Raw genomic sequence first — 12,603 nt, 5'->3', positions numbered from 1 at the left:
ATTTTTATGAATGAGACCGTGCAATTTTTACAGGCAAACGGCGGAGAGCTGCTTTATAAAACATGGGAGCACCTGTACATCTCATTAATCGCCGTCATGGCGGGCATTCTCGCCGCCGTGCCGCTCGGCGTACTGCTGACGAGGATGAAAAGAGGCGCCGGCGCCGTCATCGGCATCGTCAACATCATTCAAACCTTGCCGAGTCTGGCCATTCTCGCGTTTTTTATTCCGCTTTTAGGGGTAGGAAAGGTCCCGGCCGTTGCGGCGCTGTTTTTCTATTCAGTGCTGCCGATTCTCAGAAACACGTATACGGGGATTCTCGGCGTCAACCGGCATCTTCTTGAATCGGGTAAAGGGATCGGCATGGCCGCATGGGAGCAGATCAGGCTTGTAGAGCTCCCGCTTGCCGCCCCGGTCATCATGGCGGGCATTCGGACATCCTCGATTTATTTAATCGGCTGGGCGACGCTCGCCTCCTTTATCGGCGGAGGCGGACTTGGAGATTACATTTTTATCGGCTTGAACCTTTACCAGCCGGAGTATATTATCGCAGGCGCCGTTCCGGTCACGATTTTGGCGGCCGCCGTCGATTACGCGCTGGGGATGACGGAACGGAAAGTTACGCCTGACGGGCTGAAGGACTTAAAGAACGCTTCATAAGGAGGAGGTCTCTATGGGAAAAAGATGCAAAAAACGGCTGCTCGCATTCGCCTGTATCGGCATGCTGCTCCTTGGCGGATGCTCGCTCCCGGGATTGAGCGCCGCATCGGAGGATACCATTAAAATCGGCGCCCAAAGCATGACCGAATCGGAAATCATCGCGAGCATGCTCGGACAGATGATTGAACATCACAGCGGTTTGAAGACAACCGTTATTAAAAACCTCGGCTCAAATGCCGTACAGCAGCAATCTTTGCAGAACGGTGATATTGATATCGCCGCTACGCGCTATACAGGAGACGCGCTGACGGGCACGCTGCGCATGGAGCCGGAAAAAGACCCGGACAAAGCGCTGCGGCTCGTTCAGCGTGAATTTCACAGCAGATATGATATGAAATGGTTTGATTCCTACGGCTTTGATAATACATACGTTTTTACCGTTTCCAAACAGCTTGCCCGCAAATACCATTTAGAAACGGTATCCGATGTCAAAAAAGAAGCGTCTCATCTGAAATTCGGCGTTGATAACTATTGGATGAAGCTGAGAGGCAACGGATACCAGGATTTTATGAAAACATACGGAATGGCATTTGAAGGCACGTATCCGATGCAGATCGGCCTCGTGTATGACGCGCTGAAAAGCAGGAAAATGGATATCGCGCTCGCGTATTCCACCGACGGAAGAATCATTGCTTATGGACTGAAAACGCTGAAGGATGATAAGCGGTTCTTTCCTCCATACGACTGTTCACCCGTCGTACCGGATCGTGTATTAAAAGAGCATCCCGAACTGGAAGGCGTGATCAATCAAATGATCGGCGCGATTGATACAAAGATGATGCAGAAAATGAATTACGAAGTTGACGGACAATTAAAAGAGCCGTCCATCGTGGCCAAGGAATATTTAGAAAAACATCATTACTTTGAATAACGGAAAGGAGATGTGCGGATGGACACGCTGAGAGAGCTGTTTACGTATTACGTTCAAAACGGCAGCTATGTTCTGTATGAGTGTTGGAGGCATTTTCTCATGTCGGCGTACGGCGTCGTTTTCGCAGCCGTTTTCGCCATTCCGGCGGGAATTGTGACAGCCAGGCACGGGCGTCTCTCCGGCTGGGTGTTTGCTGTGGCAAACGTGATTCAAACCGTTCCGGCGCTGGCGATGCTCGCAGTTCTGATGCTTGTCATGGGACTCGGCGCCAATACGGTCATTACGGCCTTGTTTTTGTATTCCCTTCTGCCGATTCTCAGAAATACGCACACGGGCATTATCAATATTGAGCACGCTTATCTTGAGTCGGGAAAAGCGATGGGTATGACGAAATATCAAGTACTTCGCATGGTGGAGCTGCCGCTTGCGCTTTCCGTCATTATGGCGGGTCTTCGAACGGCGCTCGTCATTGCCATCGGCATCACGGCAATCGGCACCTTCTTCGGCGCAGGCGGCCTCGGGGATATGATCGTCAGAGGCTCGAACGCGACAAACGGTACCGCCATTATTTTGGCGGGCGCCATTCCGACCGCGCTGATGGCGGTGGCCGCAGATCTGTTGATGGCGTGGCTGGAACGAGCCCTCAGCCCCGTGAAAAAACAAAAAAGAAAGCTGCTTGTACGCTCAGCCTCATGAAAAAAAGCATTCTTCCGCGTGAAGGATGCTTTTTTTGATTTCTTGATTAAATTTTGATAACTGCGCTGTAAAGTCTTACATATCAAATAACAAAGCAGAGGGGTAATCATATGAGCAACATCTTAGAAACGAGACAGCTGCAAAAATCATTCGGCAGACAACAGGCAGTGGCTGATGTGTCTCTATCGGTTAAGCGCAACAGTATATACGGCCTGCTCGGTCCGAACGGGGCCGGAAAATCAACAACTCTTAAAATATTGACCGGCATCTTGCGGCAAACATCCGGCGAGGTTCTGTTCGACGGGCATCCATGGAAGCGCGAAGATTTGAAAAAGACCGGTTCCCTGATTGAAGCGCCGCCGCTTTACAGCAACCTGACAGCCGCCGAAAATCTGAAAGTCCGCTGCGTGATGCTCGGGCTTCCTGATTCAAGAATTGCGGAGGTGCTGGAAATCACGGGATTAACGGGGACCGGAAAAAAGCGCGCCGGACAATTTTCCATGGGAATGAAACAGCGGCTCGGCATTGCGTTAGCATTAGTCAACCGTCCGTCGCTCTTAATTCTTGACGAGCCGACAAACGGATTGGACCCGATGGGGATTCAGGATTTGCGGGAATTTATCCGCTCCCTGCCCGCACGGGGAATGACGGTGATTTTATCAAGCCACCTGTTATCTGAAGTCGAGCAGATCGCAGACCATATCGGAATCATCAGTGACGGTATTTTGGGATATCAGGGAGAAATCAGCCGGGAAGACGATCTGGAGCGGCTGTTTCTGGAGGTAGTCAAATCAACACGGGAGAAAGCGGGGACAGGAAAATGATTCAGTACATGCAGGCGGAACACCTTACATCTAAAAGAACATTTATCAGAAAGCTGATCATTCTGATTCCGCTTCTGAACACGGCTTTTTCTTTTCTGCTGAATGCCGCCTATTTTATGACGGGCACGTTCAATTGGTGGGCGGTTATTTTCATGCCGCTCATGATTGCTCTAATGTGCGGTTTATCTGTTAAAAAAGAGAAAAAATCTGCGCATGACCGCGCGGTGTACTCATTGCCGGCAGATTTAAAAAGCATATGGCTCTCAAAAATAAGCTTGATCGCGCTGTATTCACTCCTGTCGCAAATCGTCTTTTTCATCATCATGTTTTTACTTGGCCTTGTGTTTCCGGGAATTGCTGCGCTGCAGCTGAAAGGCGTTGAAGCAGGCTCCCTTTTGTGGCTGACGACGCTTTGGGAAATCCCATTGTGCTTATGGATTGCCAGACAGTTCGGGTTTACGGCAGTCATTCTCGTGAATATGATCGCCGCCTTTGTTGTGGGTATTGTGCCGGCGTCCGGTTCATTGTGGTGGCTGAGTCCGTGGAGCTGGTCAGTCCGGGTGATGTCACCGATTCTCGGGATTCATCCGAACGGAATTCCGCTTCCCGCAGACAGCGGCTTATTGAACGGAAACGTGATATTTCCGGCTATTATTCTTTCGATCCTTTCTTTTATCGCAATAAGTTTGATTTCCGCAGTGCCTTTTGCAAAAGGGGGAAACCGGTCATGACCGTGCTTTTGAGATCTATGTGGGCCGATGTATTAAAAATGAAGCGCACGCCGCTCATATGGATGCATGCGGCGGTGCCGGCCGTATGCGCGGGATTTTTCCTGTTGTATATGATGTATGGAAGGATTCAGGAGCCTTATGTGCTGTACAGCGGCTTCTTCAGCGCGATTGCCGTTTTATACCCTTTCATCATCAGTATTGTCTGCGGCATGTCTGCCTCCGTTGAGGAACAGGCGGGCCATTTTCAGATGATGCTGGCGGTGCCTCATTCTAAAATCGTTAGTTTTGCGGGCAAGCTGCTGCTGTTGCTGCTGTTGAATGTATTATCGATAGGTCTCGCCATCTGTCTTTATTTGGCGGGGATGAAATTTATTCTTCAGATCAATGACCTTCCGTACTTTCTCTTTTTAAAGGGAGGGGCGTGGCTGATTGCCGGCAGTATTCCGCTTTACATGATGTCTTTTTTTGTCGGTATAAAGTACGGCATGGGACCTTCCGGGCTTTTAGGGGGAGCGGGTTTATTAATGGCTGCGCTGATGAATACGGGATTGGGCGATGTCATCTGGCGTTTCTTCCCGTGGGCATGGAGCGTGCGGCTGTCGGGCCTTGAAGGACTGCTGCATTTTGACAAAGTCAAAAAAGAGTTCCTCCCTTATGTGAGATACGATATGAGATTCGGAGAAATAATGTTATATTTTTCTATAGTGATATTATGTCTGGCCGGCCTCCATTGGTGCAGAAGATGGGAAGGGCGGCGTTCATATGAATAAAGGCAAGGAGCGATTCGGCCGGTGGCAAACATTTTAGCGGTAGATGATGAAAAAGATATTCTCGTTCTGATCAGAAACATTTTACAGCGTGATCAGCATACAGTAACGATTCTGGAAAAAGCGGAAGATCAGTCATTGGATTTTTTTCAAGGCTATGATTTGATTCTTCTTGATGTCATGATGCCCGGAACGGATGGTATCGAACTCTGCCGGAGGATTCGGCCGCTGGTGGACAGCCCGATCCTGTTTTTAACGGCAAAGTCTGACGAAGAATCCATTGTGAAAGGACTCATGACAGGCGCTGATGATTACATCACAAAGCCGTTCGGCGTAAAAGAATTGATGGCAAGGGTAAACGCGCATGTCAGAAGGGAAAGTCGGGAAAAGCGTCAGACGAAACGTCTGATATCAGGCTTCATGTTTGATTTTGACAATAAAGAAGTATGGTTGGATGACCGGAAACTGCCTCTTACGAAAAACGAATATAAAATCGTAGAATTTCTGGCACAGCATAAAAACAGAACATTCTCACGGGAGCAGATTTACGAGGAAGTGTACGGCTTGGACGGCGATGCGCTCTATTCAACCATTACGGAGTTTATCAGAACCATCCGGAAAAAATGTAAAGAACACGGGGCTGATCCGATCAAAACGGTGTGGGGTGTCGGATACAAATGGGAATAGCAAAAGGAAAATCCAGCATCCGCAAAGAGCTTGTCAAATTTACCATCACGCTGTGTCTGAGCACGATGGGAGTGGCGGCATTATGCGTCGCCTTAAATGCCATTGCCCTGAATGCCGGAGCGATCCTGCCGGCAAATTACAGCGAGCATGAGGCGGAACAAATCAAGCCCCGCCTGAAATCGGCGGAAAAGATAACAGAAGACATGATCCCTGAAGGTATGACATACGCCGTTTTTGATAAAAAAACAAAGCGGATGACGAAAGGAACGATGACGGAAAAAGACGCGGCCAACGCCAGAAAAAAGATCCAGCATCAGCCGTATTTTAATTATGCTCAAAAAGGATTCATGGTGGTTGATCGGAAAAATGAATATTGCGTTCTCCAATATTCACTCAGGTCGGAATTTCAGTCGCCGCTACTAAGGCGCTATCTGCCGAATTATGAATGGACGGGTCTTGCCATTCTGATCACTTTGCTTCTGTTAACCGTATTTATCGTGACGACGCGATTCGCCAATCAGCTGAGACGGCATTTCAGCACACTCAGTTCCATCACGGCAAGCATTCAAAAACAGAATTTAAATATCAATCCAAAAAGGCCGCGGATAAAGGAATTTGACTATGTCATTGACTCTCTGCTGAAAATGAAAGACGCGCTTCAGGCATCTCTGGCGGCACAATGGGAGGCGGAGCGGATAAAAAAGGAACAGATCGGCGCGCTTGCGCATGATATTAAAATTCCGGCAACGATTATTAAAGGAAATGCCGAGCTGCTTCAGTTAACAGAACCTGATGAGGAGCAGACGGAATACACGCAGTATATCCTTGATGCCGGAAACAAAATCGAGCAATATGTCGGGCAGCTGATTCAGCTTTCCAAAGCGGAGGAGGCAGTTGCTGTTCATCTGGAATATACCGATCTCAAAGAGTGGGCTAAAAACATATATCGTGACGCGGCGGCGCTTGCGGGGCCGAAACAGATTGATCTCGTCCTCAGTGAGCGGGGCATTGACCGAAAAGAAGCGCCGATTGATCAAGAACTGCTCCGCAGGGCGGTCATGAATATCGCGGCGAATGCCGTCGACTACACGCCGGAAAGAGGAGAAATCCGTGTGGACGTCCTATGCACCGATAACGCACTCAGTATTGCCGTATCCGACAGCGGAAGCGGGTTCTCGCAGGAAGCGCTGAAAAAAGCGACACAGCTTTTTTACACGGAAGATAAAAGCAGACATTCGGCGGGGCATCACGGCATGGGGCTTACATTCGCCCATCATGTCGTACATCTTCATCACGGGGAATTGATACTTGAAAATAAGAAGTCTGGAGGTGCCCGGGCGGAGATCCGAATTCCGCTGGAAGGCATCAGACAAAAACAAGCCCTGCACGCATAAGGGCTTGTTTTCCTGTTTAAGAAAGGAAAAAATAAAAACGGCTGTCCGTTTGAGAGACCAGCCGCTTATGCGGAAAAGATTTTATCAGGAAGGATCAATCCATTGTGAAGACCACTTGGAAATTTCCTCTAAAATAGGGGCTAATGCGCAGCCTTTTTCCGTTAAAGAATACTCAATGCGGACAGGCGTTTCCGGAATGACTTCCCGTTTGATCACACCTTCTGTTTCAAGTTCTTTCAGCCTTTCTGACAGAACTCTGCCGCTTAAATTCGGAAGCGCTGCCTCAATCTCACTGAAGCGCTGCTGTCCGTTCAATAGCTGAAAGACGATAAGAGCGACCCAGCGTTTACTCAAGATGTCGACTGCCTTTTCAAATCTGGGGCACATTTCTGATTGCTTCATGCTTTTTCACCTCGTCTTCTGCTATTATACCGCAAAATCCGAGGGAACGTATGTCTGGCGTTTGTTAAGTTGGGGAGGGTTTCAAAAAGAGGATGAGGAATCCGGGGAGCGCTTTTTCGCTTCAGCCGCAATAAAATCAAAGTATTTGCTGACGCTTTCAATATCTTCTTTTGTGAAGTGCTGCCATTTTTTGCTATCAAACAGCGGCAGATGCTCCGCGCCTCTGGCAACGGCCGTCTGATAGATTGCGTATATGGATTGATAGCTCTCAGGGGCCTCGCGGATTTCCTCCTGAAATGACTTGATGTGTCCGGCCCGCGCCATTAACTCCTCGTACGGAATTTTTAATGTGTCCGCCAATTTTTTAATGGTCGCGGGTTTAGGAATGCCGCGGTGCCCGTTCTCAATTCTTGAAATGGTCGCCGAGCTGACGCCGGAATAGACGGCAAGCTGATTAACGGTAAGCTTCCGGGCGCGGCGCAGCTCTCTTAATTGCTTTCCGAATGTGTTCATTAGGATCGCCTCACATGTGCAAAGTCATGAGTCTTCATTTGTTCTTTTTTTGGCTTCCGCGGATAAGAACGCAAAGTATTTATCTAGCAGAACCAGGTCTTCTTTCGACAGGTGCCGCCAGTTCTCCCGCTCCAAAAGGGATAAATCATGCAACTCATACGTTTCGGCTTTTTCCAGCAAGGTGCAGCCCGTGTCGTACGAGACTCCCGTTTCCTGAACGGTCTCTATGTATCCCGCCGTCTGCATCAGTTCCTCGTACGGGATTTTTAACGCATCTGCGAGCTTTTTAATGGTTGCAGGTTTCGGCACCCCGCGTTTGCCGTTTTCAATCCGCGAGATTCCCGCGGCACTGACGCCTGAATACGTTGCCAGCTGGTTCACTGTCAGATGCCGTTTTTCCCGCAATGTCCGTAATTGTTTCCCGAAGCTTTCCACAATCTCTCCCCCTCCCGCGGTCTATTTATATTCTAGTATGTTTATTGACTAAAGGGAATAGGAAGGCTGGAAAAGTATTGACAAAAGTTAACAAAAGCCGTATGGTTATGTATAAGAAAGAAAGTATTTGACAGAACGGAAGGTGAAGAAAGTGGTCGAAAAGATACAGATCAGAAGAGATTATGTGCTGCAATATATGGTCAATAATGACTACTCGTTAAACCAGCTCGCCCTGGAGATCGGAATATCTCCCGCCACACTGAGCCGTGTACTGAATGGAGAGCGGAGGCCGGGCCAGCTGGTCATCGGAAAAATGCTCTATTACTTTGACATGAAATTTGAAGATCTTTTTTACTACGACTTTGTTGACAAAAGTCAATAACAATTGAAAGACAAACACATTTCCGTTTTTTCTGACATGATGTGTACCGATACGGCGTGACATGCCTTTGCTTTTCATGTAAAATAGAAGCAATGTAGGCCAGTCAGTCTGGAGGTGTATGGGATGCACACATTATTGATTACTTTATTGGTTATCGTCAGTATTGCACTTATTATTGTCGTATTGCTTCAATCCAGCAAAAGCGCCGGTTTATCGGGTGCGATTTCAGGCGGGGCGGAGCAGCTTTTCGGAAAACAGAAAGCAAGGGGCCTTGATCTGATTCTTCACCGCACAACCGTTGTGCTGGCAGTCTTGTTTTTCGTGTTAACGATTTCGCTTGCGTATATCGTATAAGGCAATGTTTGTATAAGGTCTGATTAATATCAGGCCTTTTTCTTGTTGAGAGACCGCGTTTGTTTCTCGCAAAACTGTGGAAAACTAAATTGAATGTGCAAAAAAGGGGTTATGAGCATGAAAATTGTGACACCAAAACCATTTACATTTAAAGGCGGAGACAAAGCGGTGCTTCTGCTGCACGGATTTACGGGAAATACGGCAGATGTCAGAATGCTTGGCCGCTACTTGAATGAGCGCGGCTACACTTGCCACGCGCCTCAATATAAAGGGCACGGCGTTCCGCCGGAAGAGCTGGTACATACGGGACCAAAAGATTGGTGGAAAGACGTCATGGACGGTTATGAGTATTTACGGTCTGAAGGCTATGAAAACATTGCGGCCTGCGGACTGTCGCTTGGCGGGGTTTTTTCATTGAAATTGGGTTACACTGTACCCATAAAGGGAATTGTACCTATGTGTGCGCCAATGCACATTAAAAGTGAAGAGGTTATGTACGAAGGAGTTCTCTCCTACGCGCGCAATTATAAGAAATTCGAAGGAAAACAGCCGGAGCAGATTGAAAAAGAAATGAAGGAGTTTGAAAAAACGCCGATGAATACGCTCAAATCGCTTCAGGAGCTGATTGCCGATGTGCGCAAAAACGTCGACATGATCTATTCCCCGACATTTGTGGTTCAGGCACGGCATGACCATATGATTAATACAGAAAGTGCAAACATCATTTACAACGAGGTGGAAACGGACGACAAACAGCTGAAATGGTATGAAGAGTCAGGACATGTCATTACGCTGGACAAAGAACGGGACCTCGTTCATCAGGATGTGTACGAATTTTTAGAGAAACTCGATTGGTAACAAACAGGAGGTCGGATAATGGAAAAAGAAGCGTTTATGGACCGTCTTCTCTCGTTCATGAAGGAAGAGGCGTACAAGCCCCTTACCGTTCAGGAACTTGAGGAGATGCTGAACATCACGGAAGCCGAAGAATTTAAAGAGCTGGTAAAAGCGCTGGTGGCGCTCGAGGAGACGGGTCAGATCGTCCGCACCAGAAGCAACCGCTACGGGCTTCCGGAAAAAATGAATTTAGTAAAAGGAAAAATTTCCGCGCATGCCAAGGGCTTCGCGTTTCTGCTGCCGGAAGATACCTCATTAAGCGACGTGTTTATTCCGCCGAATGAGCTGAATACGGCCATGAACGGCGATATCGTCATGGTGCGGCTCAACTCCCAGTCAAGCGGATCGAGACAGGAAGGCACTGTCATCCGAATTCTGGAAAGAAGCATAGACCGCGTCGTGGGCACATACACAGAAACGAAAAGCTTCGGCTTTGTCATTCCGGATGATAAAAAAATCACGAGCGATATTTTTATTCCGAAACATGCCAATAACGGCGCTGCGGAAGGCCATAAAGTCGTCGTGAAACTGACAAGCTATCCTGAAGGCAGAATGAACGCCGAAGGAGAAATCGTTGAAATACTCGGCCATAAAAATGACCCGGGCATTGATATTTTATCAATCATCCATAAGCACGGCCTGCCGGGAGACTTTCCGGCCGAAGCGATGGAGCAGGCAACAAGTACGCCCGACACCATCGATGAAAAAGACATAAAAGACCGCCGTGATCTCCGTGATCAGGTCATTGTCACCATTGACGGCGCGGATGCGAAGGATCTCGATGACGCCGTCACCGTGACAAAGCTTGATAACGGCAGCTACAAGCTCGGCGTCCATATTGCCGACGTCAGCCATTACGTCACGGAGAATTCCCCGATTGATAAAGAAGCGCTGGAAAGAGGGACAAGCGTGTACTTGGTAGACCGGGTCATCCCGATGATCCCGCACAGGCTGTCTAACGGAATCTGTTCTTTAAATCCGAAGGTCGACCGCCTGACGCTTTCCTGCGAAATGACAATCAACCAGCAGGGACAGGTGACGGAGCACGAGATCTTCCAAAGCGTCATCAAAACGACGGAAAGAATGACCTATTCAGATGTCAACCGAATCCTCACAGAAGACGACGCTGAGCTGAAAGAAAGATATGAGCCGCTCGTCCCGATGTTTAAAGACATGGAACGCCTGGCGGAAATTCTCCGGGCGAAACGGATGAACCGCGGCGCCGTGGATTTTGATTTTAAAGAAGCGAAGGTGCTCGTCGATGAGGAAGGCGCCGTAAAGGACGTCGTCATCAGAGAACGCTCAGTAGCCGAAAAGCTGATTGAGGAATTCATGCTTGTCGCAAACGAAACGGTGGCCGAACACTTCCATTGGATGAACGTGCCGTTTATTTACCGGATTCACGAAGAGCCGAACGCTGAAAAACTGCAAAAGTTCCTGGAGTTCGTCACGACATTCGGTTATATCGTCAAAGGGACAGCCGGAGACATTCATCCGCGCGCATTGCAAAGCATTCTTGACGAAGTCCGGGACCGTCCGGAAGAAACAGTGATCTCAACAGTCATGCTCCGTTCCATGAAGCAGGCGAAATACGACCCGCAAAGCTTGGGCCATTTCGGGCTGGCGACTGAATTTTATACACACTTCACATCGCCGATCCGCCGTTATCCTGACTTAATCGTTCACAGACTGATCAGAACGTATTTGATCAACGGACAATCGGACGAAGCAACTCAAGAAAAATGGGCCGAACGCCTCCCGGAAATCGCTGACCATACGTCAACGATGGAACGGCGCGCCGTTGACGCAGAGCGGGAAACGGACGATCTGAAAAAAGCGGAATATATGCTTGATAAAATCGGCGAGGAGTTTGACGGCATGATCAGTTCCGTCACGAATTTCGGAATGTTCGTCGAGCTGCCGAATACGATTGAAGGGCTTGTGCACGTCAGCTTTATGACGGATGATTATTACCGTTTTGATGAACAGCATTTCGCCATGATCGGCGAACGCACGGGCAACGTTTACCGGATCGGGGATGAAATCACGGTCAAGGTCGTGGACGTCAATAAAGATGAGAGAAACATCGACTTTGAAATTGTCGGCATGAAAGGCACCCGCCGTCCGAGAGAAACAACAGGCGACCGCAGAAAACGCGGCAGACCGGCGCGGAAACGTGTATTAAACAGCAATACCCCGGCTTCACCGCCGAAATCGGAGGAAAAAGGGGAATGGTTTACAAAACCGAAGAAGAAAAAGAAAAAACGCGGTTTCCAAAACGCGCCGAAACAAAAACGCAAAAAGAAGAAGTAAATGCGAAAAGCAAATGGGGCAAAATGCTCTGTTTGCTTTCTTTCGCAAGCCGCATTTTCATTGTCGCGGAACGCTCCATTTGCTAAAATAAAGCGTATCGCACACAGAACGGTTTTTGCGGAGAGAGGAGGATAAGGCATGCCAAAAGGATCAGGCAAAGTATTATCACAAAACAAAAAAGCAAATCATGATTACTTTATAGAAGAAACCTATGAAACAGGCATCGTGCTGCAGGGGACGGAGATTAAGTCCATCCGCGCCGGCCGCGTGAACATGAAGGATTCCTTTGCGAAAATCGAGCGCGGCGAAGTGTTCCTCCACAATATGCACATCAGCCCGTACGAGCAGGGAAACCGCTATAACCACGACCCGCTCCGGACGAGAAAGCTTTTGATGCACCGGAAAGAAATCAATAAGCTGATCGGCCTGACTAAAGAGAAGGGCTATTCCCTCGTGCCACTGAAGCTGTACTTGAAAAACGGCTTTGCCAAAGTATTAATCGGCCTCGGTAAAGGGAAGAAAACATACGATAAACGCGAAGATTTAAAACGAAAAGACGCTAAAAGAGAAATCGAAAGAGCGTTCAGAGACAGACAAAAAGGCTTCTGATGCGTGAG

The 12,603-nt window shown here is 48.4% G+C and carries 16 protein-coding genes; 13 read left to right on the top strand and 3 right to left on the bottom strand.

From position 1 onward, the window contains the following. Positions 1-6 precede the first annotated feature (6 nt). From MHH91_RS17170 to MHH91_RS17135, 8 genes are all read left to right on the top strand, one after another. Positions 7-660: an ABC transporter permease gene (locus MHH91_RS17170; RefSeq protein ID WP_014471041.1), complete on the top strand. Its 654-nt coding sequence runs from the start codon at positions 7-9 to the stop codon at positions 658-660. A 13-nt stretch (positions 661-673) separates the two neighbouring features. Next, entirely contained in the window at positions 674-1,591 is a 918-nt protein-coding gene (locus tag MHH91_RS17165) for an osmoprotectant ABC transporter substrate-binding protein (protein WP_014471040.1), read from the top strand. An 18-nt stretch (positions 1,592-1,609) separates the two neighbouring features. Continuing rightward, on the top strand, positions 1,610-2,287 hold the full coding sequence (locus tag MHH91_RS17160; protein ID WP_014472276.1) for an ABC transporter permease: 678 nt from the start codon (positions 1,610-1,612) through the stop codon (positions 2,285-2,287). 110 nt (positions 2,288-2,397) lie between these two features. After that, positions 2,398-3,111 (top strand): lantibiotic protection ABC transporter ATP-binding protein, encoded by a 714-nt coding sequence (locus MHH91_RS17155; RefSeq protein ID WP_014472275.1) that lies wholly within the window; start codon positions 2,398-2,400, stop codon positions 3,109-3,111. Further along, complete coding sequence (locus tag MHH91_RS17150) at positions 3,108-3,842, top strand: lantibiotic immunity ABC transporter MutE/EpiE family permease subunit (protein WP_014472274.1); 735 nt, start codon at positions 3,108-3,110, stop codon at positions 3,840-3,842. The genes MHH91_RS17155 and MHH91_RS17150 overlap by 4 nt, the downstream gene beginning before the upstream one ends. After that, the gene (locus MHH91_RS17145) at positions 3,839-4,612 is read left to right on the top strand and encodes a lantibiotic immunity ABC transporter MutG family permease subunit (protein ID WP_014472273.1); all 774 of its coding nucleotides are present in this window, start codon (positions 3,839-3,841) and stop codon (positions 4,610-4,612) included. Before MHH91_RS17150 ends, MHH91_RS17145 begins: the two co-directional genes overlap by 4 nt. A 21-nt stretch (positions 4,613-4,633) precedes the next feature. Next, positions 4,634-5,296 (top strand): response regulator transcription factor, encoded by a 663-nt coding sequence (locus MHH91_RS17140; protein WP_013353632.1) that lies wholly within the window; start codon positions 4,634-4,636, stop codon positions 5,294-5,296. After that, positions 5,287-6,690 (top strand): sensor histidine kinase, encoded by a 1,404-nt coding sequence (locus MHH91_RS17135; RefSeq protein WP_014472272.1) that lies wholly within the window; start codon positions 5,287-5,289, stop codon positions 6,688-6,690. Before MHH91_RS17140 ends, MHH91_RS17135 begins: the two co-directional genes overlap by 10 nt. A gap of 84 nt (positions 6,691-6,774) precedes the next feature. On the opposite strand, the gene MHH91_RS17130 is transcribed toward MHH91_RS17135, so the two are convergent. From MHH91_RS17130 to MHH91_RS17120, 3 genes are all read right to left on the bottom strand, one after another. After that, a complete protein-coding gene (locus MHH91_RS17130) occupies positions 6,775-7,092 on the bottom strand; it encodes a winged helix-turn-helix transcriptional regulator (RefSeq protein ID WP_013353630.1) in 318 nt (105 codons plus the stop codon). 81 nt (positions 7,093-7,173) lie between these two features. Beyond that, positions 7,174-7,605, bottom strand: a complete 432-nt coding sequence (locus MHH91_RS17125; RefSeq protein WP_013353629.1) for a helix-turn-helix domain-containing protein — start codon at positions 7,603-7,605, stop codon at positions 7,174-7,176. A gap of 24 nt (positions 7,606-7,629) precedes the next feature. Further along, complete coding sequence (locus MHH91_RS17120; RefSeq protein WP_013353628.1) at positions 7,630-8,040, bottom strand: helix-turn-helix domain-containing protein; 411 nt, start codon at positions 8,038-8,040, stop codon at positions 7,630-7,632. A gap of 196 nt (positions 8,041-8,236) precedes the next feature. Between MHH91_RS17120 and MHH91_RS17115 the strand changes: the two genes are divergently transcribed. The 5 genes from MHH91_RS17115 to smpB all read left to right on the top strand — a co-directional run bounded on the left by MHH91_RS17115 (position 8,237) and on the right by smpB (position 12,595). Next, a complete protein-coding gene (locus tag MHH91_RS17115) occupies positions 8,237-8,422 on the top strand; it encodes a helix-turn-helix domain-containing protein (protein ID WP_087920807.1) in 186 nt (61 codons plus the stop codon). Between the two features lie 123 nt (positions 8,423-8,545). Continuing rightward, entirely contained in the window at positions 8,546-8,776 is a 231-nt protein-coding gene (secG, locus tag MHH91_RS17110) for a preprotein translocase subunit SecG (protein ID WP_013353627.1), read from the top strand. 117 nt (positions 8,777-8,893) lie between these two features. Further along, positions 8,894-9,634 carry an alpha/beta hydrolase gene (locus MHH91_RS17105; protein ID WP_013353626.1) on the top strand — a complete coding sequence of 247 codons (741 nt, stop codon included), beginning with the start codon at positions 8,894-8,896 and terminating at the stop codon, positions 9,632-9,634. A gap of 18 nt (positions 9,635-9,652) precedes the next feature. Continuing rightward, positions 9,653-11,986, top strand: a complete 2,334-nt coding sequence (rnr, locus tag MHH91_RS17100; protein ID WP_014471033.1) for a ribonuclease R — start codon at positions 9,653-9,655, stop codon at positions 11,984-11,986. A 138-nt stretch (positions 11,987-12,124) separates the two neighbouring features. Next, positions 12,125-12,595, top strand: a complete 471-nt coding sequence (gene smpB / locus MHH91_RS17095) for an SsrA-binding protein (protein ID WP_003151688.1) — start codon at positions 12,125-12,127, stop codon at positions 12,593-12,595. Positions 12,596-12,603: the final 8 nt, after the last annotated feature.

It is taken from the genome of Bacillus sp. FSL K6-2819, from assembly GCF_038008305.1.
In the GTDB taxonomy this organism is placed as follows: Bacteria; Bacillota; Bacilli; order Bacillales; family Bacillaceae; genus Bacillus; species Bacillus amyloliquefaciens.
Note: the sequence above shows the minus strand (reverse complement) of the source record. Positions and strands in the feature narration are given on the sequence as shown.